This window comes from Providencia heimbachae ATCC 35613 (assembly GCF_001655055.1).
GTDB classification, from domain to species: Bacteria; Pseudomonadota; Gammaproteobacteria; order Enterobacterales; family Enterobacteriaceae; genus Providencia; species Providencia heimbachae.
Map to the genome: position 1 here is coordinate 86,522 of NZ_LXEW01000038.1, position 23,669 is coordinate 110,190.

20 protein-coding genes are annotated in these 23,669 nt (G+C 40.9%); 14 read left to right on the forward strand and 6 right to left on the reverse strand.

The window, feature by feature from the left end; translation table 11 throughout:
- The first annotated feature begins 23 nt into the window (after positions 1-23).
- Positions 24-446 carry a DUF411 domain-containing protein gene (locus M998_RS13785; protein ID WP_068439662.1) on the forward strand — a complete coding sequence of 141 codons (423 nt, stop codon included), beginning with the start codon at positions 24-26 and terminating at the stop codon, positions 444-446.
- Between the two features lie 89 nt (positions 447-535).
- Here the strand turns inward: M998_RS13785 and M998_RS13790 are convergent, their stop codons facing one another.
- Together M998_RS13790 and yaaA are read right to left on the reverse strand one after the other, a co-directional pair.
- The gene (locus tag M998_RS13790) at positions 536-1,531 is read right to left on the reverse strand and encodes an aldo/keto reductase (RefSeq protein ID WP_068909385.1); all 996 of its coding nucleotides are present in this window, start codon (positions 1,529-1,531) and stop codon (positions 536-538) included.
- 198 nt (positions 1,532-1,729) lie between these two features.
- Entirely contained in the window at positions 1,730-2,506 is a 777-nt protein-coding gene (gene yaaA / locus M998_RS13795; protein ID WP_068439187.1) for a peroxide stress protein YaaA, read from the reverse strand.
- A gap of 655 nt (positions 2,507-3,161) precedes the next feature.
- On the opposite strand from yaaA, the gene tal reads away from it, so the two are divergent.
- Entirely contained in the window at positions 3,162-4,115 is a 954-nt protein-coding gene (tal, locus tag M998_RS13800; RefSeq protein WP_068439664.1) for a transaldolase, read from the forward strand.
- Positions 4,116-4,317: 202 nt separating this feature from the next.
- Positions 4,318-4,902, forward strand: a complete 585-nt coding sequence (gene mog / locus M998_RS13805) for a molybdopterin adenylyltransferase (protein ID WP_068439189.1) — start codon at positions 4,318-4,320, stop codon at positions 4,900-4,902.
- A 77-nt stretch (positions 4,903-4,979) separates the two neighbouring features.
- Here the strand turns inward: mog and satP are convergent, their stop codons facing one another.
- Entirely contained in the window at positions 4,980-5,546 is a 567-nt protein-coding gene (gene satP, locus M998_RS13810; RefSeq protein WP_068909387.1) for an acetate uptake transporter, read from the reverse strand.
- Between the two features lie 337 nt (positions 5,547-5,883).
- Here satP and dnaK point away from each other — a divergent pair, with 337 nt between their 5' ends.
- Both dnaK and dnaJ read left to right on the forward strand, forming a co-directional pair.
- The gene (gene dnaK, locus M998_RS13815; RefSeq protein WP_068439193.1) at positions 5,884-7,800 is read left to right on the forward strand and encodes a molecular chaperone DnaK; all 1,917 of its coding nucleotides are present in this window, start codon (positions 5,884-5,886) and stop codon (positions 7,798-7,800) included.
- 111 nt (positions 7,801-7,911) lie between these two features.
- A complete protein-coding gene (gene dnaJ, locus M998_RS13820) occupies positions 7,912-9,060 on the forward strand; it encodes a molecular chaperone DnaJ (protein WP_068909389.1) in 1,149 nt (382 codons plus the stop codon).
- Between the two features lie 68 nt (positions 9,061-9,128).
- Here the strand turns inward: dnaJ and M998_RS13825 are convergent, their stop codons facing one another.
- The gene (locus tag M998_RS13825; RefSeq protein WP_068439198.1) at positions 9,129-10,529 is read right to left on the reverse strand and encodes an amidohydrolase; all 1,401 of its coding nucleotides are present in this window, start codon (positions 10,527-10,529) and stop codon (positions 9,129-9,131) included.
- A gap of 64 nt (positions 10,530-10,593) precedes the next feature.
- Positions 10,594-11,442: an EamA family transporter gene (locus M998_RS13830; protein ID WP_068439200.1), complete on the reverse strand. Its 849-nt coding sequence runs from the start codon at positions 11,440-11,442 to the stop codon at positions 10,594-10,596.
- A gap of 392 nt (positions 11,443-11,834) precedes the next feature.
- On the opposite strand from M998_RS13830, the gene nhaA reads away from it, so the two are divergent.
- Positions 11,835-13,007 (forward strand): Na+/H+ antiporter NhaA, encoded by a 1,173-nt coding sequence (gene nhaA, locus M998_RS13835; RefSeq protein WP_068909391.1) that lies wholly within the window; start codon positions 11,835-11,837, stop codon positions 13,005-13,007.
- Between the two features lie 319 nt (positions 13,008-13,326).
- A complete protein-coding gene (gene nhaR, locus M998_RS13840) occupies positions 13,327-14,250 on the forward strand; it encodes a transcriptional activator NhaR (RefSeq protein WP_068439666.1) in 924 nt (307 codons plus the stop codon).
- A 51-nt stretch (positions 14,251-14,301) separates the two neighbouring features.
- On the opposite strand, the gene rpsT is transcribed toward nhaR, so the two are convergent.
- Positions 14,302-14,562 (reverse strand): 30S ribosomal protein S20, encoded by a 261-nt coding sequence (gene rpsT / locus M998_RS13845; RefSeq protein ID WP_068439203.1) that lies wholly within the window; start codon positions 14,560-14,562, stop codon positions 14,302-14,304.
- A 609-nt stretch (positions 14,563-15,171) separates the two neighbouring features.
- On the opposite strand from rpsT, the gene ribF reads away from it, so the two are divergent.
- The 7 genes from ribF (at position 15,172) to carA (ending at position 23,664) form a co-directional block, all read left to right on the forward strand.
- Entirely contained in the window at positions 15,172-16,110 is a 939-nt protein-coding gene (ribF, locus tag M998_RS13850) for a bifunctional riboflavin kinase/FAD synthetase (RefSeq protein ID WP_068439205.1), read from the forward strand.
- Positions 16,111-16,138: 28 nt separating this feature from the next.
- Positions 16,139-18,949: an isoleucine--tRNA ligase gene (ileS, locus tag M998_RS13855; RefSeq protein WP_068909393.1), complete on the forward strand. Its 2,811-nt coding sequence runs from the start codon at positions 16,139-16,141 to the stop codon at positions 18,947-18,949.
- Positions 18,949-19,452, forward strand: a complete 504-nt coding sequence (gene lspA / locus M998_RS13860) for a signal peptidase II (RefSeq protein ID WP_068439209.1) — start codon at positions 18,949-18,951, stop codon at positions 19,450-19,452. The genes ileS and lspA overlap by 1 nt, the downstream gene beginning before the upstream one ends.
- Positions 19,453-19,538: 86 nt before the next feature.
- On the forward strand, positions 19,539-20,009 hold the full coding sequence (fkpB, locus tag M998_RS13865) for an FKBP-type peptidyl-prolyl cis-trans isomerase (protein ID WP_068439211.1): 471 nt from the start codon (positions 19,539-19,541) through the stop codon (positions 20,007-20,009).
- Entirely contained in the window at positions 19,990-20,943 is a 954-nt protein-coding gene (gene ispH, locus M998_RS13870) for a 4-hydroxy-3-methylbut-2-enyl diphosphate reductase (RefSeq protein ID WP_068909395.1), read from the forward strand. The genes fkpB and ispH overlap by 20 nt, the downstream gene beginning before the upstream one ends.
- A gap of 293 nt (positions 20,944-21,236) precedes the next feature.
- Positions 21,237-22,058 carry a 4-hydroxy-tetrahydrodipicolinate reductase gene (gene dapB / locus M998_RS13875; RefSeq protein ID WP_068909397.1) on the forward strand — a complete coding sequence of 274 codons (822 nt, stop codon included), beginning with the start codon at positions 21,237-21,239 and terminating at the stop codon, positions 22,056-22,058.
- A gap of 442 nt (positions 22,059-22,500) precedes the next feature.
- Positions 22,501-23,664: a glutamine-hydrolyzing carbamoyl-phosphate synthase small subunit gene (gene carA, locus M998_RS13880; RefSeq protein ID WP_068439218.1), complete on the forward strand. Its 1,164-nt coding sequence runs from the start codon at positions 22,501-22,503 to the stop codon at positions 23,662-23,664.
- Positions 23,665-23,669 lie beyond the last annotated feature (5 nt).

Sequence of the window (23,669 nt, forward strand, 5' to 3'; positions counted from 1 at the left end):
CTATTATGTGTAAGGTAGATTTAATGAAGAAGATAATTTTGAGCGGAATGTTATTACTGTCATTCTCTGCATTTTCACAAGCAAGTACTGTTCAATTATATAAAGATGCCAACTGTGGTTGTTGCCAATTATGGGGTGAGGGCATTCAAAAAGCGGGTTATAACGTTGTTGTCAATGAAATTAGTTATGATGAGCTAAGCAAGCTTAATGATGAGTTAAATATCCCTTATAATTTACGCAGCTGTCATATTGCAAAATATAAAGGCAAGGTTATGGTCGGACACGTACCTGCGGAGAGTTTAGCTTCAATTGAATCACTGCCGAATGATGTAGTTGGTATATCTGTGCCAGGAATGCCGGCGGGGAGTTTAGGTATGGAGCAACCGAGTGGTTTCAAACAGCCTTATTCTATCGTAAAATTTAAATCAAACGGTGAATATTATTAAGTTCTTGTTTGATTATTAATGACAGATTATCTGATGCTATCTCTTGTTGATTTTCTCAAGAGATAGCCATCAATCAACCATTTTTGGAATTAATTATCGCCTTCTAAAATTATTTCGATTGCCTTGAGTTCTTCTTGGCTGAATTCGTGGTTTCCAATGATCCCCATTGCATCATCAATTTGACTGACTCGGCTAGCGCCAATTAGCACCGAGGTTATTCGATCATGACGAAGCAACCAAGCGAGAGACATTTGACTCAGTTTTTGACCACGATTAAGTGCGAGTTCATTAAGTTGCTTAACTTTTGATAAAACCGCAGACGTCAACCTTTCTGGTGGTAGGGAAGAGTTACCTGCCGCTCTTGAATCGGAAGGTATTCCATTGAGGTAGCGGTCGGTAAGGATCCCTCCCGCGAGTGGTGAATACGCAATGGAGCCGATACCTTCTTCTTCAAGTAGATCGAGCAAGCCTTCTTCCGGAGTGCGTTCCAGCATGGAGTATTTGGGCTGATGGATTAGACAAGGTGTGCCTAATCTATCCAAAATACTAATGGCTTCTTTCGCTAAATCAGCAGGATAGTTTGAGATGCCAACATATAGCGCTTTACCTTGGCGTACAATGAGATCTAATGCCCCCATAGTTTCTTCCAAAGGTGTGTCTGGATCGGGTCTGTGGTGATAAAAAATATCAACATATTCCAGCCCCATTCTTTTTAAACTCTGATTAAGGCTTGCGACTAAATATTTTTTACTTCCCCAATCGCCATAGGGGCCATCCCACATGGTGTAGCCAGCTTTTGATGAAATGATCATTTCATCACGATAAGGGAGAAAGTCTTGTTGTAGGATCTGACCAAATTTACTTTCCGCTGATCCGGGAGGCGGTCCATAATTATTGGCGAGATCGAAATGGGTGATCCCAAGGTCGAAAGCATGTCTGAGCATGGTTCGGCAATTATCGATCGGTTTATTGTCACCAAAGTTATGCCAAAGTCCCAGAGAAATGAGAGGTAACCTTAGTCCACTACGGCCACATAAGCGGTATTCCATATCAGTATAACGATGAGATGATGCGGTATAAGGCATATTTCACCCCTTAAATTGTTGGCAAAGAAACCTCATTGATATTGTCACAAACAAGCGGTGTTAACTGAGGAATGAATGCTAATTTTTAAGCGAATTGGTGGTTTTATAGGCAAAGTGTGATGGCGATAGAAAAATAGAGGAACGGTTAACGTTTAATGGGCATTCAATGTGACATGCCCAAAGTTAAAAAGAAGCTAATTAAGCTTGTTCAGCTCGAGTAAATATCAATTCATTTCCTTTAGATTGGTTTTCATCAAATTGATAACCATCTAAATTAAAGTCTGAAAGTTGCTCAGTTTTGGTTAATTTATTTTGAATAATAAAGCGACTCATCAAGCCACGTGCTTTTTTTGCATAAAAGCTGATAACTTTATATTGACCATTTTTTTCATCAAGGAAAACAGGCTTAATAATCACACCATCAAATTTTTTGCTATTAACTGATTTAAAGTATTCATCTGAGGCGAGGTTAACTAAAATTTGATCGCCTTGTGCCGCTAATGCTTGGTTTAATTGGGTGGTAATAATATCCCCCCAAAATGCATATAAGTCTTTACCTCGCGTATTTGTAAGGCGAGTTCCCATTTCTAAACGATACGGCTGCATTAAATCCAGTGGGCGTAATAACCCGTATAATCCAGAAAGAATACGCAAATGTGATTGTGCAAAATTAAAGTCAGCGTCAGAAAATGTTTCGGCTTGCATACCCGTATAAACATCCCCTTTAAAGGCTAAAATAGCTTGGCGTGCATTGTCTGGCGTGAAATCAGTATGCCATTCACCGAAACGTGCAGCATTTAGCCCTGCAAGCTTATCACTAATTTTCATTAGACTCGCAATATCGGCAGGAGCAAGTTTACGGCAGATCTTGATCAATTTTTCTGATTCCGCTAACAGCTCAGGTTGCGTATATTTATCGGTAACAAGTGGGCTTTCATAGTCTAATGTTTTGGCAGGTGAAATAGTAATAAGCATGACAGACCCCTTTTAAAATATGATGTCCTCTACTTTAGCAAAAATTCTTTTGAAATGGCTAATTGATGCAATAAGAACAATCAATTTCTCTTATTTGCGGTGTTATGCGTAAGATAATCTGTTGCTAAAAGGATTCAGTTTTAAAATGAGGCGCGAAATCGATTGCTAATCAAATAGTTGCTTTTGACTAGATTTCCTCTCTTGCAGCAACTGGGATGCGTGATATTATCATGGGACGGTGCGGCGTTAGCCACAATTCCTTTATATACACAAAGTAGTTTGAGTTGCGGTAGGCGGCAAGCGAGCGAGCCTCTAGGAGCGTACACATGTATGTGACTAGAGCGAGAAAACGTAGCCAACACCTCCTACAATTTGAAGCATGACGGGCTCACCCTAAATAATTCAAGTTGTAGGTAGGCGGCAAGCGAGCGAGCCTCTAGGAGCGTACACACGTATGTGACTAGAGCGAGAAAACGTAGCCAACACCTCCTACAATTTGAAGCATGACGGGTTCACCCTAAATAATTCAAGTTGTAGGTAGGCGGCAAGCGAGCGAGTCTCTAGGAGCATACATAAGTATGTGACTAGAGTGAGAAAACGTAGCCAACACCCCTACAACTTGAAGTATGACGGGTATAACAACGAGATGAAAGAAATGACCGATAAACTAACCTCCTTACGTAATTTAACAACCGTTGTTGCTGATACTGGCGACATCGAAGCGATGAAACTTTATAAACCACAAGATGCGACGACTAACCCATCGTTAATCTTAAATGCTGCACAAATTCCTGAATACCGTAAATTAATTGATGAAGCGGTAGAGTGGGCTCGTAAGCAAAGTAACAATCGTGAACAACAAGTTGTTGATGCTTGTGACAAACTGGCAGTGAACATTGGTCTGGAAATTCTAAAACTGGTTCCGGGTCGTATTTCTACTGAGGTTGATGCGCGTCTTTCTTATGATGAAGAAGCGTGTATCGCTAAAGCTCGTCATCTGATCAAGCTATATAATGAAGCAGGAATTAGTAACGATCGTATCTTGATCAAATTGGCTTCCACTTGGCAGGGGATCCGTGCGGCGGAAAAACTGGAAAAAGAAGGCATCAACTGTAACTTAACGTTGCTATTCTCCTTTGCTCAAGCACGTGCTTGTGCTGAAGCCGGTGTTTACCTGATCTCTCCGTTTGTTGGTCGTATCCTTGACTGGCACAAAGCCAATTCAGGCAAAACAGAGTTTGCACCACAAGAAGATCCGGGTGTGATTTCAGTAACTGAAATCTACAACTATTACAAAGAACATGGTTATAAAACTGTTGTTATGGGCGCAAGCTTCCGTAATGTTGGCGAAATCATTGAACTGGCAGGCTGCGACCGTCTGACAATTTCTCCAAACTTACTGAAAGAGTTGTCCGAATCACAAGGTGAAGTTGTTCGTAAATTAGTTGATACGGGTAAAACGAAAGAGCCAGCAGCAAAATTAACTGAATCTCAGTTTTATTGGCAGCATAACCAAGACCCAATGGCCGTTGATAAACTGGCTGACGGTATCCGCAAATTTGCTATCGACCAAGAAAAACTTGAGAAGATGATTGCAGAATTACTGTAATTTTTAGGATTTTTATTGAAGCCCAGCCGATAAGCTGGGTTTTTTTTGGACTAATTTTGACTATGCCTATTTTCATTGAGTGAGTTCTCAATTCAAATATATACACCTCACAACGCTGCATGCAAATACGCATCATGTTATGATATGGCATCTGTTTATCATCGAATAAATGGCTCCCAATGATTAATTTTTTGAGGTTTGTATGGATGAACTGCGCATAGGTCTGGTTTCGGTTTCCGATCGTGCTTCAAGTGGCATATATGAAGATAAAGGTATCCCTGCTTTAGAGGCGTGGTTAGCCAAAACGCTGACAACACCTTTTCGCATTGAAACTCGCCTGATCCCTGATGAGCAAATCATGATTGAGCAAACACTGTGTGAATTAGTCGATGAGTTTGCTTGCCATTTAGTTTTAACCACGGGTGGAACCGGGCCTGCTCGTCGTGACGTCACACCAGATGCAACACTGGCGATTGCGGATAGAGAAATGCCTGGTTTTGGCGAACAAATGCGTCAAATCAGCCTGAAATTTGTCCCCACTGCGATTTTGTCACGCCAAGTTGGTGTTATTCGTAATCAAGCTTTGATTCTTAACCTACCCGGTCAGCCAAAAGCGATTGCGGAAACGTTAGAAGGGCTAAAAGATAAAGACGGGAATGTTGAGGTATCGGGTATTTTTGCCAGTGTGCCATATTGCATTCAGCTACTTGATGGCCCCTATGTGGAAACAGATCCAACAATTGTTAAAGCATTTAGGCCAAAATCGGCGATCCGAGTCGCTGATTAATATGCAGCTATTTAAGTTGCAGGTATTGGCTGATCAGCATTTACCTGCAACTCGAATAATTTAAGCGAGATAACTAACTAGCTGCGCTGACCGATTGGCAGAACAGTTTTACCATATTGCTCATTTAATACTTCAGCCATCGCTAAATAAAATGCACTGGCGCCACAGATAATCCCTTCGAAGCCAGCAATTTTTAGTAGCATTGCATTATCGGTTAAATTACCAATAGCAAGCAGGGCAAAAAGCACAGTTAAACTACCAAAGACAAATTGCAGTGCAACGTTAGCTTTGAATGTAGCTAGGAACATAAAGAAAGTAAAAATTCCCCAAATTAATAGATAAACACCTAAAAAGGCGGGCTCTGTCGCTTCGGCTAGACCCATTGTCGGTAAGAAAAGTAAGCCGACTAAGGTTAGCCAAAACATGCCATAAGAGCTAAAAGCCGTCGCAGCAAATGTATTTCCTTTCTTATATTCAATAAGTCCAGCAATTACTTGGGCAATACCACCATAAAAAATTCCCATGCTCAAAATAACAGATGAGAGAGGAAAAAAACCTGCATTATGGATGTTGAGCAGGATTGTTGTCATACCAAAGCCTAATAAACCAAGTGGGCCCGGATTTGCAAGAGAGCTAGACTGCATATAACCTCTGGTAAAATATATAAAATTCAAATAGATATAATATATTAATGCCACCTGAAATTGAGGTGGTCGCGAATCATACGCAGTTTTGGTTGCTTAAACAATGATCGCAAGACAGGTTTTTTTGCAATAAATGCAAATTTTTTTTAATCATCCCCTTGATGAATGAATTTATGACCCCATCTTTAAGACATCAACTGTTATCAATCTAAATTATTAGCTATTACAAAAAATAATTAGGCTCAAAGGGAAAAACTCCCTTGAAAATGAAATATTGAGCCTCATATAGATTGATATCGAAATCATAGTGAAAAGAATTCCTTTGGAGGCGTTTTAGATGGGTAAAATTATTGGTATCGACTTGGGTACAACAAACTCATGCGTTGCAATTATGGATGGCACTACTGCGCGTGTTCTTGAGAACAGCGAAGGTGATAGAACTACTCCTTCCATCATTGCCTATACGCAAGATGGTGAAATTTTGGTTGGACAGCCAGCAAAACGTCAGGCTGTTACAAATCCAGAAAATACTTTATTCGCAATCAAACGTTTGATTGGTCGTCGTTTCCAAGACGAAGAAGTTCAGCGCGACGTTTCTATCATGCCATATAAAATTATTGCGGCTGATAATGGCGATGCTTGGTTAGATGTGAAAGGCCAAAAAATGGCTCCACCACAAATTTCTGCTGAAGTACTGAAAAAAATGAAGAAAACAGCTGAAGATTACTTGGGTGAACCAGTAACTGAAGCGGTTATTACTGTTCCTGCATACTTTAACGATGCCCAGCGTCAAGCAACAAAAGACGCAGGCCGTATCGCAGGTTTAGAAGTTAAGCGTATTATCAATGAGCCGACAGCTGCTGCGTTAGCTTACGGTTTAGACCGCGAAATCGGTAACCGTACTATTGCCGTTTATGACTTAGGTGGTGGTACATTCGACTTATCAATCATTGAAATCGATGAAGTTGATGGCGAAAAAACCTATGAAGTTCTTGCAACCAATGGTGATACTCACTTGGGTGGTGAAGACTTTGATAACCGTTTAATTAACTATTTAGTTGATGAATTCAAGAAAGAGCAAGGCTTTGATCTACGTAATGATCCACTGGCAATGCAACGTCTGAAAGAATCTGCTGAAAAAGCAAAAATTGAGCTGTCTTCTGCTCAACAAACTGATGTTAACCTGCCATACATCACTGCAGATGCGTCAGGTCCTAAACACATGAATATTAAAGTGACTCGTGCAAAACTTGAGTCATTAGTAGAAGATTTAGTTAAACGTTCTATGGAGCCAGTAAAAGTTGCTCTGCAGGATGCGGGCCTAAGCGTAAGTGACATCAACGACGTTATTTTGGTTGGTGGTCAAACTCGTATGCCAATGGTACAAAAAATTGTTGCTGACTTCTTTGGTAAAGAACCACGTAAAGACGTGAACCCAGATGAAGCCGTCGCAATCGGTGCTGCTGTACAAGGTGGTGTCTTGGCGGGTGATGTTAAAGACGTTCTGTTACTTGACGTAACTCCATTGTCTTTAGGTATCGAAACAATGGGGGGTGTGATGACTTCGTTAATCTCGAAGAATACCACTATCCCAACAAAACACAGCCAAGTGTTCTCAACTGCAGAAGATAACCAAGCAGCGGTAACAATCCATGTGCTGCAGGGTGAGCGTAAACGTGCAAGTGATAACAAATCACTGGGTCAGTTTAACTTAGATGGCATTCAACCTGCTCCACGTGGTATGCCACAAGTTGAAGTCACATTCGATATCGATGCTGATGGTATTTTGCATGTATCTGCAAAAGATAAAAACAGTGGTCGCGAACAGAACATTACGATTAAAGCTTCTTCAGGTTTGAATGAAGAGGAAATCGAAAAAATGGTACGTGATGCGGAAGCAAACGCAGAAGCTGACCGTAAATTCGAAGAGTTAGTTCAGACTCGCAACCAAGCTGACCAACTGGTTCACGGTACACGTAAGCAAATCGAAGAAGCAGGTGAGCAATTACCCGCTGAAGATAAAGCGAATATCGAAAAGGCAACATCTGAATTAGAAGCTGCATCGAAAGGTGAAGATAAAGCAGATATCGAAGCTAAAATTCAAGCTCTGGTAACTGCATCAGCTAAACTTCTGGAAATTGCACAGCAGCAAGCTCAAGCGGGCGGCGCAGCGGGTGCTGGCGCAGAAGCGAAGAAAGATGATGATGTTGTTGACGCTGAATTCGAAGAAGTTAACGACAAAGATAAAAAATAATGCCCTTAGCGGGCGCAGTGACTATAACTAATTGTTAATTAATGGTTACTGATACCGGATACGGGCGTTGAGGGAACTCTACGCCCGTTCCGCATGTTAAGGGTATATCAAATGGCAAAAAGAGACTTTTATCAGGTTTTAGAACTTGAAAAAAATGCTTCAGAAAAAGACATCAAAAGAGCGTATAAGCGCTTAGCAATGAAATTCCATCCTGACCGCAATCAGGATAATAAAGAAGAATCTGAAGTTAAATTTAAAGAAATTAAAGAAGCATACGAAATTCTTTCTGACGAGCAAAAACGTGCAGCGTATGATCAATATGGTCATGCCGCATTCGAGCAAGGTGGAATGGGCGGCGGCGGCGGCGGTGGTTTTGGCGGCGGTGGTGCTGACTTTAGTGATATCTTTGGTGACGTCTTCGGTGATATTTTTGGAGGCGGCCGCAGACAGCAACGCCCAAGCCGTGGTTCTGATCTACAGTACAACATGGATCTGACTCTTGAAGAGGCTGTTCGTGGAGTGACCAAAGAGATCCGTATTCCAACGTTAGAAACCTGTGATGTTTGCCATGGTAATGGCGCGAAACCGGGAACGAGTGCAGATACTTGTTCTACTTGTCATGGTATGGGACAAGTCCATATGCGTCAGGGATTTTTCTCTGTACAGCAACCTTGTCCAACTTGCCATGGTCGCGGAAAAGTCATTAAAGACCCATGCAACAAATGTCATGGCCACGGACGCGTTGAAAAATATAAAACCTTGTCAGTTAAAATTCCAGCAGGCGTTGATACTGGCGATCGTGTTCGCTTATCAGGCGAAGGTGAAGCGGGCGAAAATGGTGCACCAGCAGGCGATTTATTTGTTCAGGTTCATGTATTACCTCACAACATTTTTGAGCGTGATGGTAATAACCTGCACTGCGAAGTACCTATCAACTTTGCAATCGCCGCATTAGGGGGCGAAATTGAAGTTCCAACCCTTGATGGACGCGTGAAATTAAAAATCCCAGCTGAAACTCAAACCGGTAAGATTTTCCGCATGAAGAGCAAGGGCGTGAAATCAGTCCGTGGTGGTCTTCAAGGGGATTTGATGTGCCATATTGTGGTTGAAACCCCGGTTAAACTGAATGAGAAACAAAAAGAGTTACTCAAGGAGTTTGGCGAATCATTGGGTGGAACCAGTGGTGAAAAGAATAGCCCACGCTCGAAAAGCTTCTTAGATGGCGTGAAAAAATTCTTTGATGATTTAACTAATAAATAATTAGTTAATAATTAAATATATTAAAAATGGCTGACTTCACATTAAGCGTAGTCAGCCATTTTTTTATCTTATTTTACGGTTTCACCACTCTCAATCACAGTTTGGCGAACTGTATTGGCAAACCCTTGAGCTTCTTGAATAATTACACTTTCATCAGCAGTTAATAGTTTACGATCTTCCATTAAAATATTGCCATCTACAATGGTATGACGCACATTACCGCCGTTTGCACCATAAACGAGAGCGGCATATGGGCTATACATTGGAACCATATTAGGTGCTTTAGTATCGACAACAATAATATCTGCCAATTTTCCCGCTTCAAGAGAGCCTAATTTATCTTCCATATGCAATGCTTTTGCTGATCCCATTGTTGCCATTTCGACAACGGTAAGTGGCGGCATTGCCGATCTATCTTTATTTTCAAGCTTATGAATTTTACCCACTAAATTTAGTTCATTCATTGTTGTTAAGGTATTGCTCGACATCGGGCCATCCGTTCCTAGGCCAACTCGAACGCCTTTCGCCAGCATCGTTGTGACTGGTGCGACCCCTTTAGCTGACTTTGTGTTAGCACTAATATTATGTGCCACGCCAACATCATATTGTTTTAATAGGTCAATATCTTTTTCATCGACCATGATGGCGTGTGCGGCGATCACTTTATGATTTAACGCACCAATATCGGCCATATATTGAACAGGGCTTTTACCACCAGTACGTTTGGCTATTTCTTCTTGTTCACGATCCGTTTCTGCGAGGTGGATCATCACAGGAGCATCAAGTTCTAGAGATAGCTTTGCAATCTTCTGTAAGTGTTCAGTTGTATTGGTATAAGGCGCGTGAGGGGCAAAAGCAGGTGTTATTCTTGGATGATCTTGGTATTCTTTAATAAAATTAACGGCATAATTAATGCCTTCATCGGCATTTTTTGCATCAGCGACAGGAAATTGGATCACCGATTCACCAAGCACAGCCCTTAAGCCAATTTTATCAACAGTCTTAGCGACTTCATCTTCAAAATAATACATATCCACATATGTGGTGACGCCGCCTTTGATCATCTCTATATTGGCTAAATTTGCGCCTATTCTCACCATGTCGCGAGAAACCATTTTATTTTCAAGTGGGAAAATATATCGATGTAAGCGATCTGGAACATCATCAGCTAATGAGCGAAATACGGTCATGGATGCATGAGTGTGCGTATTGATTAAGCCTGGCATGACAATATCACCGTCGACATCCAATACCTTTTTTGCTTGATATTGTTTAGCTAATTCAGGCCCACCGACGGCAATAATTTTGTTTTTTTTAATAACGACCGTCCCTTTTTCGATTACGCTATTTTTGGGATCCATAGTGAGTACCGTACCATCCAAAATAATGATATCGGCTGGCGTGGCTGCAAAACCTGAGAAAGAGGCGGTGATAATCGCTAACGCTAATAAAGATTTAGAAAATAACATGTTTCCCTCGTGTATAAATAAAAACAACAATTAATAAAATAGATAGTAATAAAGAGTGCTGCCCTTAGGCTCCGAGTTTTGCCATTAATACACCCAATAAAATAACGATGCAGGCAATGACACGCATCGTATTGAATTTTTCTTTTAGAAATACAATTGAGAGGAACATGGCAAATAACACACTGGTTTCTCTTATTGCAGCAACAGTTACGATTGGAGCTTGGCTCATGGCCCAAATAGCAATTCCATAGCTTAATAGCTGCATTAAACCACCGAGTAATCCAGACCGCCAATATTGTCGTATTCCTAAAAAGAGTGAGCTGCGATATTTCATTATTCCAGGAATGGTTAATACAATTCCATTTAATAGAAAAAGCCATAGGGTATACACGACAGGGTCTTCACTGGCTCTTGCACCATGGCCATCAGATAAAGTATAGCAAGCTGTGAAAAATGCAGTACATAAGGCAAATAATAGGGCTTTTCCCTTTATATTTAGCGTAAATCGTCTGCCGGCAAAAGCGATAAGCACAACACCTGTAATGATTAGTAATATGCCTAAAAGCCCCATAAAAGGGATCAGTTCATTAAATAAAACTGCGCTCATTAGTGCGGTAATTAAAGGGGCTGAGCCTCGAGATATTGGGTAGACCTGGCTGAGATCGCCATGGGCATAAGCTTGGCTTAAAAAATAGGTATAGCCAATATGAAATAGTACAGATAGTACAAGCCAGTGAATTGCTTCAGGGGAGGGAAGACCAAACCAAAAAAGAGCAGGGATGGTAAGCACACCAGAAAAAAATGAAATCATGATTAGACCGAAAAAACGGTCGTTACCAAATTTAACTAAGGCATTCCACGTCGCATGGCAAAAGGCGGCGAATAGAACTGCAAGAAGGACATAAGTGGTCATAATTAAAGGATAGAGCCTAACATTGAATCAGTATTGTCTATCATAATCGTTTTGGGAAGCGCTTAGTGAGTATATTGTAAGCAAGGCTTTATGGGTTAATATTTTTGTGAAGCGACTCGCAGGAAAAAATTAAGTGTTTTTAAATCGAGTTAAAAAGTCATATTTTTTCGTGGCTAGCAAAGCTTAAAAGTCATTAAGATATTTGTTAAATAAATTTATTGTTTGTTTCTAGAAAAATTGTCTATAGTGAAATTAACAATTTATTATCATTGGTCGTGATCTATAATTCAAAACACTCGGTTATATCGAGCTATTATGCATAAATAAACGATTTTTTACGAATTAATAATTAGCATAATATTAACATTCAAAAATATTTTGAGGTTAAACATATGACAGCAATTATTCGTAAATTTCTAAGGTTAGAAGCAGCAGGAGGCCTACTCCTGATTATTGCTGCCATAGTCGCGTTGATGATGGCTAATTCGCCACTTCAAGGGGCTTATCAGCAATTTTTAGATATTCCAGTATCAATTAAAATATCAACCTTTGGGTTGGATAAACCATTGATTCTTTGGGTTAATGATTTCCTAATGGCAATTTTTTTCCTTGTTGTTGGGCTTGAAGTTAAACGTGAATTATTGGAAGGATCCTTAGCTGGGCGTGATAAAGCCATATTTCCGGCCATTGCGGCTCTTGGTGGCATGATTGCACCTGCTTTAATTTACTTATTATTTAACGGGGCTGACGATATTACCCGCCAAGGTTGGGCAATTCCAGCAGCAACAGATATTGCCTTTGCACTTGGTGTGATGGCGCTATTGGGTAAACGTGTTCCAACAGAGCTTAAAGTATTTCTATTAGCTCTGGCAATTATTGATGACCTTGGCGTTATTGTCATTATTGCATTTTTCTATACAAGCTCTGTATCCATGATCGCACTTGGATTAGCGGCTCTGTGTATTGTCATTCTGTGCATGATGAACTGGCGACGGGTTGAGAATACTGCAGCGTATTTGGTCATAGGGTTAATATTATGGGTATGTATTCTTAAATCAGGGGTTCATGCCACTCTTGCGGGTGTAATTGTTGGGTTCTTGATCCCATTGAAAGGAACGAATGGAACTAAGCCATCAGAAGAGCTGGAGCACGTATTGCATCCATGGGTGGTTTATTTGATTTTACCCATTTTTGCTTTTGCAAACTCAGGGGTACAGTTAGAGGGCGTCACTTTAGATGGCTTATTGAGCCCATTACCTTTAGGTGTTGCTGCAGGTCTGATATTGGGTAAGCCACTCGGCATTTTCTTATTTAGCTGGGTTTCGGTAAAACTTGGGTTTGCAAAACTACCAGAGTCGATTAACTTGAAACAAGTTTTCGCAGTCTCTGTGTTATGTGGTATCGGTTTTACTATGTCTATTTTTATAACAGGCCTCGCATTTGAGGGACTAGATGAGGTGTATAGTACCTATTCACGACTGGGTATTTTAATTGGTTCAACCGTTGCAGCGTTTTTAGGTTACTTCCTGTTAAGGATGGTGTTACCGAAATCAAAAGAAGTATAACCAGCCATAAAATTAGATTATTTACAGAAATTATTAGTAAGAATTTCCGAATTAATCATCTATGATATACCCGCAGTATATGTTTTTTATACTGCGGTTTTTTTCAATATCAGTCCTAGAAATATGGGGCGCAGGTAAAACCGTATGGTTAATGGTTACTTTACTCCCAAAAATTCAATTTACTTGTCGGTGTAGAGCGAAGATAGCCTAGAGCGCCAATAAACGATTTATTATCGGATTGCTGAGCGAACGTAACACCCAAGCAACTTGTAGGATTAAGAGTATATAAATGGCTATTGGCGATACAAAAGGAATCGATATGCGGGTTTCACATCTTAATTTTAACCACCTTTACTATTTTTGGCATGTATGTAAAGAAGGCTCTGTCGTTGGTGCTGCGGAAGCACTTTACCTGACTCCTCAGACGATCACAGGACAAATTAAAGCACTTGAAGAGCGTTTGGGTGGCAAATTATTTAAACGGCAAGGGCGAGGTCTGGTACCTTCAGAGCTTGGACAGTTGATCTTCCGCTATGCGGATAAAATGTTCATGCTGAGCCAGGAAATGTTAGATATTGTGAACTATAGTCGAGAATCTAATTTACTGTTTGATGTCGGCGTTGCAGATGCACTTTCAAAACGTTTAGTGAGTCGAGTACTCGAAACCGCAGTGGTTGAGCATGAGCAAATTCATTTACGCTGCTTTGAATCAACCCATGAATTGTTACTCGAGCAATTGAGTCAGCATAAATTGGATATGATTTTATCCGATTGCCCAGTGGATTCATCACAGCAAGAAGGGTTGTTCTCGGTAAAATTAGGCGAATGCAGTGTCAGTTTTTTCTGTCGTCAACCAGCACCGAAAAAACCATTTCCAGAGTGTTTAGAAGAGCGTCCCTTGCTTATTCCTGGCAGACGTTCAATGTTAGGCCGCCATTTATTAACTTGGATACGCAATAAAAATTTACAAGTTAAGGTTCTCGGCGAGTTTGATGATGCTGCACTAATGAAAGCATTTGGCATGCATCACGATGCAATATTTGTCGCACCTTCTTTATATGCATTAGATATTTTTGCGGATAATAAAGTTGAGGAAATAGGGCGATTAGATAATGTAACGGAAGAGTATTATGTTATTTTTGCCGAAAGAATGATCCAGCATCCTGCGGTACAAAGAGTCTGTAATAAAGATTTTTCTGAGTTATTTTCAAATCCATTCGATAGTTTAGAACAAAAAGATTAGCAAACAAAAAAACCGGCCTAAGCCGGTTTTTTTAGCAATCAAGAAGCTGAATTACATCGCTTTGATTTGAGCAGCTAAGTTAGCTTTATGACGTGCTGCTTTATTCTTGTGGATCAGGCCTTTATTAGCATGGCGATCAACAATAGGTTGCATGTCATTGAATGCTTTCTGAGCAGCTTCTTTATCGCCTGCAGCGATAGCTACGTAAACTTTCTTGATAAAAGTACGTACCATAGAGCGACGGCTAGCGTTATGCTGGCGACGTTTCTCTGATTGAATGGCACGTTTCTTAGCTGATTTGATATTAGCCAAGTTCCAACTCCCAAATGTATTCTATGAGGACAATTCAAAGGTCGAGGAATATGCCCTCTTGCCCTTCATTTGTCAATGGATTTGTGCAAATAAACATCGTGTACTTCGATATTCATGCGCTGTGAATGGTGCAAGATTCTATCAGCAAATATAAGAAGAATACAGATCTTAGCGTGAAAAAAAGCATAAATGATTGCAGAAAATTAATTACCCTTTGGCAAAAAATAAATTTCCCAAGGAATTAGTTATCTACCAATCGCGCTTCTGTTCGAAAATAATACGCCATTTGGTTGCTTAGTAAACAATAAATATGTTTAGCTATAGGGTGCGCTGCTAAAACGATAAAAATTTAATATTTTTAGAGACCTCAGCGTTATTTTGTTGTATTGATAATCCATTGGTTATCCCAACTTTTTTGATATTTACATGGCACAAGCGAGTATCTGACAAAGCAAATTAGCATAATTGCTTATAATCAGGATAAAATCGGTGGGTAAAATAGTGTAGAGATCAAAAAAATAGGGTTTAATGAAACCTTTTACGAACTTAGGTTAACCTTATGCGTCGTACAAGGTATAATCCTGCAATTTCCTCGGTATTGAGCCTGTTATGGAGCTAATTCGCGGTATACAAAATATCCGGGCGTGCCATCATGGTTGCGTGCTGACTATTGGTAATTTTGACGGTGTCCACCGTGGGCATCAGGTTTTACTTAAAAATTTGAAACTTAAGGGTACACAGTTAGGCTTGCCAACTGTGGTGATGATATTTGAACCACAACCCCTTGAGTTTTTTATCGGCGATAAAGCGCCTGCGCGTTTGACGCGTCTACGAGATAAAGTGAAATATCTTGCAGATAGCGGCGTTGATTATCTTTTATGTGTTGAATTTAACCAGCACTTTGCGTCACTGACACCCCATGAGTTTGTGTCTGACTTACTGGTTAATAAATTGGGTGTGAAGTACCTTGCGATTGGCGATGATTTCCGTTTTGGAAAAAATCGTATGGGCGATTTCGCATTCTTGCAGCAAGCGGGTGATAAACTTGGCTTTGAAGTTGCAGATACAGAAAGCTTTTGTGATTCAGGCCTGCGCATTAGCAGTACAGCAATACGTAAAGCAATTCAGGATAATGACCTCGTATTAGCAGAAAGCTTATTAGGACATCCCTATCGAATTAGTGGGCGTGTTGTACATGGTAATCAGCTTGGGCGAACAATTGGTTTTCCGACGGCAAACCTACCGTTAAAACGTTTAGTCACACCGGTTACTGGTGTGTATGCTGTAGAAGTTCATGGTTTAGGGGACAAACCTTTACCAGGTGTGGCGAATATTGGCACACGACCGACTGTATCTGGAAAAGGAACGCAGTTAGAAGTCCATCTAATTGATGCCAGTTTAGATTTATATGGGCGTCATATTGATGTAGTGTTACGTAAGAAATTGCGTGATGAGCAGCGGTTTGCTTCGTTGGAAGCACTTAAGGAGCAAATTGCTAATGATGTAATTGCAGCAAGAGAATATCTTACTGCAATAGGAATCAGATAATTTAGCGGAAAATTGGAACTGAGAATCGATGAGTGACTATAAAAATACCCTGAATCTACCAGAAACAGGGTTCCCAATGCGTGGCGATCTCGCTAAACGCGAACCACAGATGTTAGAGCGCTGGAACAAAGAAGGTTTGTATCAAGCGATCCGTAAAGCAAAATCGGGCAAGAAAACGTTTATTCTGCACGATGGCCCTCCGTATGCTAACGGCAGTATTCATATTGGTCACTCAGTAAACAAAATTCTCAAAGATATTATTATCAAATCGAAAGGGTTGTCGGGCTATGACTCCCCTTATATCCCCGGTTGGGATTGCCATGGCTTACCGATTGAACACAAAGTTGAACAAATCGTTGGTAAACCGGGTGAAAAAGTTTCTGCCGCTGAATTTCGTGCACAATGTCGTCAATACGCTAAAGAGCAAATTGAAGGGCAAAAAGCAGATTTTATCCGTTTGGGTGTTTTAGGTGAGTGGGATAAACCTTACCTAACGATGGATTTTAAAACTGAAGCGCACATCATCAGAGCATTGGCTAAGACTATTGCTAATGGTCACCTTGTAAAAGGTGCTAAGCCTGTACACTGGTGTACAGCTTGTGGTTCTTCGTTGGCGGAAGCTGAAGTTGAATACTACGACAAAACATCACCTTCTATCTATGTTCGCTTTCCTGCAGTAGATGGCAAGGCCGTATGTGAAAAATTTGGTGTGGCTAGCGATAAAGTTCCTTCATTAGTGATTTGGACAACGACACCGTGGACATTACCCGCTAACCGTGCAATTTCCTTGAACCCAGAATTTAAATACAGTCTGGTGCAAGCTAATGGTGAATTGTCTATCCTCGCGGCTGATCTTGTTGAAGAAGTCATGAAAACAGTAGGGATCACCTCTTGGGAAATCCTTGGTGAATGCGAAGGTAGCGTACTTGAATTATTACGTTTCCAACATCCGTTCATGGGCTTTGATGTTCCGGCGATCCTTGGTGATCACGTAACATTAGATGCAGGTACAGGTGCGGTACACACTGCGCCAGGCCACGGTCCAGAAGACTATGTGGTTGGTCAAAAATACGGTTTGGAAACGGCAAATCCGGTTGGACCTAATGGCTGTTTCTTGCCAGATACTTATCCTACATTGGATGGTATGTTTATTTTTAAAGCTAACGATGTGATTGTTGAGTTGCTAAACGAAAAAGGTGCACTGCTGTATAAGCAAGCAATTTCTCATAGCTACCCATGCTGCTGGCGCCACAAAACACCGGTTATTTTCCGTGCGACACCACAGTGGTTTATTGGCATGGACAAAAATGGTCTGCGTGAACAATCGCTAAAAGAGATTGATATTGTACAGTGGATCCCCGGCTGGGGGCGTGCACGTATCGAATCCATGGTTGAAAACCGTCCAGACTGGTGTATTTCTCGTCAACGCACTTGGGGTACCCCAATGTCGTTGTTCGTGCATAAAGACACCGAAGAATTACATCCTCGCACATTAGAGTTGATGGAAGAAGTCGCTAAGCGTGTTGAGGTTGATGGAATTCAAGCATGGTGGGATCTTGATCCTGCTGAGCTATTAGGTGATGAAGCCGAAATTTATCGTAAAGTCCCAGATACACTGGATGTGTGGTTTGATTCAGGTTCAACTCACTTTGCAGTGGTTGATCAACGACCTGAGTTCCACGGTAATTCAGCTGATATGTATCTTGAAGGTTCGGATCAGCATCGTGGTTGGTTTATGTCATCTCTGATGCTTTCAACAGCAATGAAAGGTAAAGCCCCTTATCGCCAAGTTCTGACTCATGGTTTTACCGTGGATGGTCAAGGCCGTAAGATGTCTAAATCACTCGGTAATACGGTTAGCCCACAAGATGTTATGAATAAGCTAGGTGCTGATATCCTACGCTTATGGGTTGCTTCGACGGACTATACGGGTGAGATTGCTGTTTCTGATGAAATCTTGAAACGTGCAGCAGACTCTTATCGTCGTATTCGTAATACCGCCCGCTTCTTCTTGGCGAACCTAAATGGTTTCAATCCTGAAACGGATATGGTTAAGCCTGAAGATATGGTGGTGTTAGATAGATGGGCAGTAGGACGTGCATTAGAAGCACAAAAAGAGATAGCCAAAGCGTATGATGAATACGATTTTCTTTCGGTTGTTCAGCGCTTAATGCATTTTTGTTCAATCGAAATGGGCTCTTTCTACCTCGATATCATCAAAGATCGTCAGTATACAGCGAAAAGTGATAGCCTTGCGCGTCGTAGCTGCCAAACTGCACTGTTCCACATCGTAGAAGCGTTGGTTCGTTGGATTGCACCTGTACTTTCGTTCACTTCAGATGAAATTTGGAATGAACTACCGGGTAAACGCGCGAAGTTTGTGCTTACGGAAGAATGGTATGAGGGCTTGTTTAGTTTAGATGCATCAGAAGAAATGAACGATAGCTTCTGGGGTGAACTGCTTGCTGTACGTAGTGAAGTGAATAAAGTCTTAGAGCAAGCACGTACCGATAAACACATTGGTGGTTCATTGGAAGCGGCAGTTACTTTGTATGCTGATAAAGAATTAGCTAACAAACTCAATTGCTTAGGCGATGAATTACGTTTTGTTCTTTTGACTTCACAAACGTCAGTAGCAGATATAGCTAACGCTCCGGCAGATGCGGTGCAGAGTGAACTTAAAGGACTGAAGATCACCTTTAGTAAAGCTGAAGGTGAAAAATGTCCTCGTTGCTGGCATTATGCAAGTGATATCGGCTCAGTGGCAGCGCAGCCAGATGTTTGTGGCCGTTGTGTTACAAACGTAGCCGGTGACGGCGAAGTCCGTAAGTTTGCTTAATGAAGACGCCTATCTGCTCTACCGGTTTGCGTTGGATATGGTTAACCATTGTGATTATCGTGGCAGATTTAGGGATCAAACAATTAGTTTTGAGAGACCTGAATCTGTACGAGCCGCATCCGATTATGCCATTTTTTAACATAATGTATGCGCAAAATTTTGGTGCAGCATTTAGTTTCTTGGCAGATGAAGGGGGCTGGCAGCGTTGGTTCTTTGCGGGTATCGCGATTGCGATTTCAATTATCTTAATGGTAATGATGTACCGTCAAAGTGCACAGAAACGCTTGAGCAACATTGCTTATGCACTCATTATTGGCGGCGCAATTGGTAATTTATGTGATCGCCTCGTGCATGGCTTCGTTGTCGATTATCTTGATTTTTATGTCGGTAATTGGCATTGGCCAACCTTTAATCTTGCGGACATGGCAATCTGTATTGGTGCTGCTTTAGTTATTTTTGAAGGCTTCTTGCCGGATAAGCCAAAGCAAGAAAATGCTAAGTAAATTGGTAACACAATAGGTTACAATGCAATATCTCACAGCCCAGATTTTTCTGGGCTGAATTTTATGACAGAAAATAGGTTTGATTTATGTCTACTCAAATACAGCCACAGAGCTCTGTTTTACTCCACTTCACTCTGAAATTAGAAGATGGCTCAACGGCAGACTCTTCACTCGCACAAGGTAAGCCTACGCTGTTTGTTTTAGGGAATGATTCTCTATCGCCAGAACTCGAGGCACAACTTTTAGGGTTAAGCGAAGGTGAAAAGAAAAATTTCTCACTACCTGGCGATACTGTTTTTGGTAAGCATAATCCCGACCTAGTTCAATATTTCTCATTGCGTGATTTTACTGAAACAGGTATTCCTGAAATTGGCACAATTATGCTATTTTCCGCGATGAATGGCAGTGAAATGCCCGGTGTTGTAAAATCAATAGAGGGTGAATCAATTACGGTTGATTTTAATCACCCACTTGCAGAGCAGCAAATCAGCTTTGAAATTGAAGTGCTTGAAGTAGACCCGCAATTGGAGAGTCACAATGCAAATATTAATGGCTAATCCTCGTGGATTTTGTGCGGGTGTAGACCGTGCAATTAGTATTGTAGAAAGAGCCCTTGAAATTTATGGTGCGCCTATTTATGTTCGACATGAAGTGGTTCATAACCGCTATGTGGTGGATGATTTACGTCAACGTGGTGCTATTTTTATTGAAGAAATTTCAGAGGTTCCAGATGGCTCAATCCTTATTTTTTCTGCTCATGGTGTCTCTCAAGCCATTCGCCAAGAAGCACGTTCTCGTGATTTAACCATGCTATTTGATGCGACTTGCCCATTGGTGACGAAAGTTCATATGGAAGTTGCAAGAGCAAGCCGGAAAGGCAAAGAGGCCATTTTAATTGGCCACGCAGGGCATCCTGAAGTTGAAGGTACCATGGGGCAATACAGTAACCCTGAAGGGGGAATGTATCTTGTCGAAAGCCCTGAAGATGTTTGGAAGCTTGAAGTTAAAGACGAAAATAATTTGCGTTTTATGACTCAAACAACCCTTTCTGTGGATGATACTTCGGATGTGATTGATGCTTTGACTACCCGCTTCCCTAGCATTGTAGGACCACGTAAAGACGATATTTGCTACGCCACAACCAACCGACAAGAAGCAGCAAGAGAATTAGCAGAACGAGCGGATATTGTATTGGTTGTTGGTTCTAAAAATTCGTCAAATTCTAATCGTTTAGCTGAATTAGCCTCTAGAATGCAAAAACCAGCTTATCTGATTGATGGTGCTGAAGATATCAAAACACAATGGCTGGAAGGTAAGCAAATTATTGGCTTAACGGCAGGGGCATCAGCTCCTGATATTTTAGTCCGCCAAGTGATTGATAGATTAAAAGAACTAGGTGCAGATTCTGTAGTTGAACTGCAAGGACGCGAAGAAAACATCGTGTTTGAAGTCCCTAAAGAATTACGTGTAGACGTTAAAGAAATTAACTAAATACACAGAAGTACCATGGTAATCGCCATTTTTGTTTTGTGAAATGGCGTTTTTTCCCCAATTTATTCCTTTCTAACAACTTTTTCTGATAATCATTCCTCTTTCTACGTTTTTGTTAATAACTCAAGATTACTACTAGCAGAACATCATTATGATGGTTAATCTGTACATATTAGTCATGTTTCAAGTTATATGGACTGAGTCGCTATATTCATTGAATTAGGTCGTTTAGATAATTCTAGTTTATAGGGTTTGGTCGTCATTTTTGCATCAAAATTATTAAGGGATAACAAATGGCAGATTCAACAGTACGTGTGGCGATTGTTGGTGCTGGTGGGCGTATGGGGCGCCAATTAATTCAGGCAGCGCATGAGCAAGAAGGGGTTCGAGTTGGTGCCGTAATCGAACGTGAAGGTTCTTCACTGATTGGTGTTGATGCGGGTGAGTTAGCCGGCATCGGTCAACTGGGCGTTATAGTTGTCGATTCACTTGAGCAAGTCGTTAATGATTTTGATGCAGTTATTGATTTTACTCGCCCAGAAGGCACATTGAAGTATCTAGCTTTTTGTAAGGCAAATAATAAGGCGATGGTTATTGGGACGACAGGTTTTGATGACCAAGGCAAACAAGCGATTGCCGATGCAGCCAAAGAGATCCCTATTGTATTTGCCGCAAATTTTAGTGTTGGCGTTAATGTGGTACTGAAATTACTGGAAAAAGCAGCAAAAGTCATGGGTGATTACACTGATATTGAAATTATTGAAGCTCATCATCGTCATAAAGTGGATGCACCTTCTGGTACGGCACTTGCGATGGGCGAATCTATCGCCAGCGCGTTAGGTAAAGATCTGAAAGATTGCGCTGTATATGCGAGAGAGGGTTATACCGGAGAGCGTGAGCCGGGAACGATTGGTTTTGCAACTATACGCGCTGGGGATATCGTTGGTGAACACACCGCAATGTTTGCAGATATCGGTGAGCGTGTAGAGATAAGCCACAAGGCTTCGAGTCGTATGACTTTTGCGAAAGGCGCTATTCGTGCTTCTGAATGGGTTGTCGCTAAAAATAGTGGGTTATATGACATGAAAGATGTGCTTTGTCTTGATGATTTATAATTTTATTATAAAATAAACTGATTTAAATCAGGGTGATAAATATAATTACTCTGATTGTTCTTTCTTTGGATTATTTTTGTGGCTTAAGCCTTGTTTTTTGTATTTATCTGTGTTTTATCCCTCCTTTTTTTAGATAATTATACTTTATTCTCATTTTTAACTGCGTTATTATAAAATAATCACTTATCTTACTTTGCAATCGATTACTTAGTACATATGATGACTATTTTTACCGGTCATTGCCATTTAAATGGGGTAAGCAAGTAAAAAAGTAAGATAAATGTGTAAAAAATGAATTTTTTTCTAGACAAGACCTCATCACATCATTAGAATGCGCGCAATTTGCCAAAAATTGATTAAAAACTCATTTTGGCATTGATTTAGATCGCAAAATCTGAATTAATATGCAGTAATTATGATTTAATATTCTCTGGAGGATGTTTTGATAAAGTCAGCTATATTGGTCCTGGAAGACGGGACCCAATTCCACGGGCGTGCCATCGGTGCAGAAGGTGCAGCAGTTGGAGAAGTCGTTTTCAATACATCAATGACCGGTTATCAAGAAATAATTACAGACCCTTCCTATTCCCGCCAAATTGTTACTCTTACTTATCCCCATATTGGTAATGTCGGCACAAATGCTGATGACGAAGAATCCCCAAATGTACATGCTCAAGGTTTGATCATTCGCGACTTACCTTTGGTTTACAGTAATTTTCGTGGGAAAGAAGGTTTATCGGAATATCTAAAACGTCATAACGTCGTTGCGATTGCAGATATCGATACTCGCAAGCTAACTCGCTTGTTAAGAGAAAAAGGCGCACAGAACGGTTGTATTATCGCGGGAGATAGCCCAGATGTTGCGCTTGCACAGGAAAAAGCACGTGCATTCACAGGATTAAATGGTTTAGATTTGGCAAAAGAAGTCTGCACAAAAGAAATTTATAGCTGGACACAAAATTCTTGGAATCTCGATGATGGGCAACAAGCAGCGAAAAATGCAGAAGAACTACCGCTTCATGTTGTCGCTTATGACTTCGGTGCAAAACGCAATATTCTAAGAATGCTTGTTGACCGCGGTTGCCGTTTAACGGTTGTGCCTGCAACAACGCCTGCCGAAACAGTATTAGCGATGGAGCCAGATGGCATTTTCTTATCTAACGGTCCGGGTGACCCAGCTCCTTGTGATTATGCTATCAATGCAATCCAACAGTTTTTAGAAACAGAAATTCCGGTATTTGGTATCTGCTTAGGTCACCAATTATTGGCACTGGCGAGTGGTGCAAATACAATTAAAATGAAATTTGGTCATCACGGTGCTAACCACCCAGTAAAAGATTTAGATAAAGACGTTGTGATGATTACAGCGCAAAACCATGGTTTTGCCGTTGATGAGTCAACATTACCCGATACATTGCGTGTGACACACAAATCATTGTTTGATGGAACGTTACAAGGTATTCATCGTACAGATAAGCCAGCATTCAGTTTCCAAGGCCACCCAGAAGCAAGTTCAGGGCCTCATGATGCTGCGAACTTATTCGATCATTTCATCGATTTGATTAACGAATATCGCCAAAACACACCACGTCAAAACGTACAATAATCGGG

Bases quoted from the DNA above. Each gene is read 5' to 3' on its own strand.
- yaaA (WP_068439187.1), bottom strand. From the start codon at position 2,506: ATGCTTATTACTATTTCACCTGCCAAAACATTAGACTATGAAAGCCCA.
- M998_RS13830 (WP_068439200.1), bottom strand. From the start codon at position 11,442: ATGACCACTTATGTCCTTCTTGCAGTTCTATTCGCCGCCTTTTGCCAT.
- lspA (WP_068439209.1), top strand. From the start codon at position 18,949: ATGAAGACGCCTATCTGCTCTACCGGTTTGCGTTGGATATGGTTAACC.
- dnaJ (WP_068909389.1), top strand. From the start codon at position 7,912: ATGGCAAAAAGAGACTTTTATCAGGTTTTAGAACTTGAAAAAAATGCT.
- ribF (WP_068439205.1), top strand. From the start codon at position 15,172: ATGGAGCTAATTCGCGGTATACAAAATATCCGGGCGTGCCATCATGGT.
- mog (WP_068439189.1), top strand. From the start codon at position 4,318: ATGGATGAACTGCGCATAGGTCTGGTTTCGGTTTCCGATCGTGCTTCA.
- fkpB (WP_068439211.1), top strand. From the start codon at position 19,539: ATGTCTACTCAAATACAGCCACAGAGCTCTGTTTTACTCCACTTCACT.
- nhaA (WP_068909391.1), top strand. From the start codon at position 11,835: ATGACAGCAATTATTCGTAAATTTCTAAGGTTAGAAGCAGCAGGAGGC.
- M998_RS13790 (WP_068909385.1), bottom strand. From the start codon at position 1,531: ATGCCTTATACCGCATCATCTCATCGTTATACTGATATGGAATACCGC.
- tal (WP_068439664.1), top strand. From the start codon at position 3,162: ATGACCGATAAACTAACCTCCTTACGTAATTTAACAACCGTTGTTGCT.
- ileS (WP_068909393.1), top strand. From the start codon at position 16,139: ATGAGTGACTATAAAAATACCCTGAATCTACCAGAAACAGGGTTCCCA.
- M998_RS13825 (WP_068439198.1), bottom strand. From the start codon at position 10,529: ATGTTATTTTCTAAATCTTTATTAGCGTTAGCGATTATCACCGCCTCT.
- nhaR (WP_068439666.1), top strand. From the start codon at position 13,327: ATGCGGGTTTCACATCTTAATTTTAACCACCTTTACTATTTTTGGCAT.
- dapB (WP_068909397.1), top strand. From the start codon at position 21,237: ATGGCAGATTCAACAGTACGTGTGGCGATTGTTGGTGCTGGTGGGCGT.
- M998_RS13785 (WP_068439662.1), top strand. From the start codon at position 24: ATGAAGAAGATAATTTTGAGCGGAATGTTATTACTGTCATTCTCTGCA.
- dnaK (WP_068439193.1), top strand. From the start codon at position 5,884: ATGGGTAAAATTATTGGTATCGACTTGGGTACAACAAACTCATGCGTT.
- satP (WP_068909387.1), bottom strand. From the start codon at position 5,546: ATGCAGTCTAGCTCTCTTGCAAATCCGGGCCCACTTGGTTTATTAGGC.
- ispH (WP_068909395.1), top strand. From the start codon at position 19,990: ATGCAAATATTAATGGCTAATCCTCGTGGATTTTGTGCGGGTGTAGAC.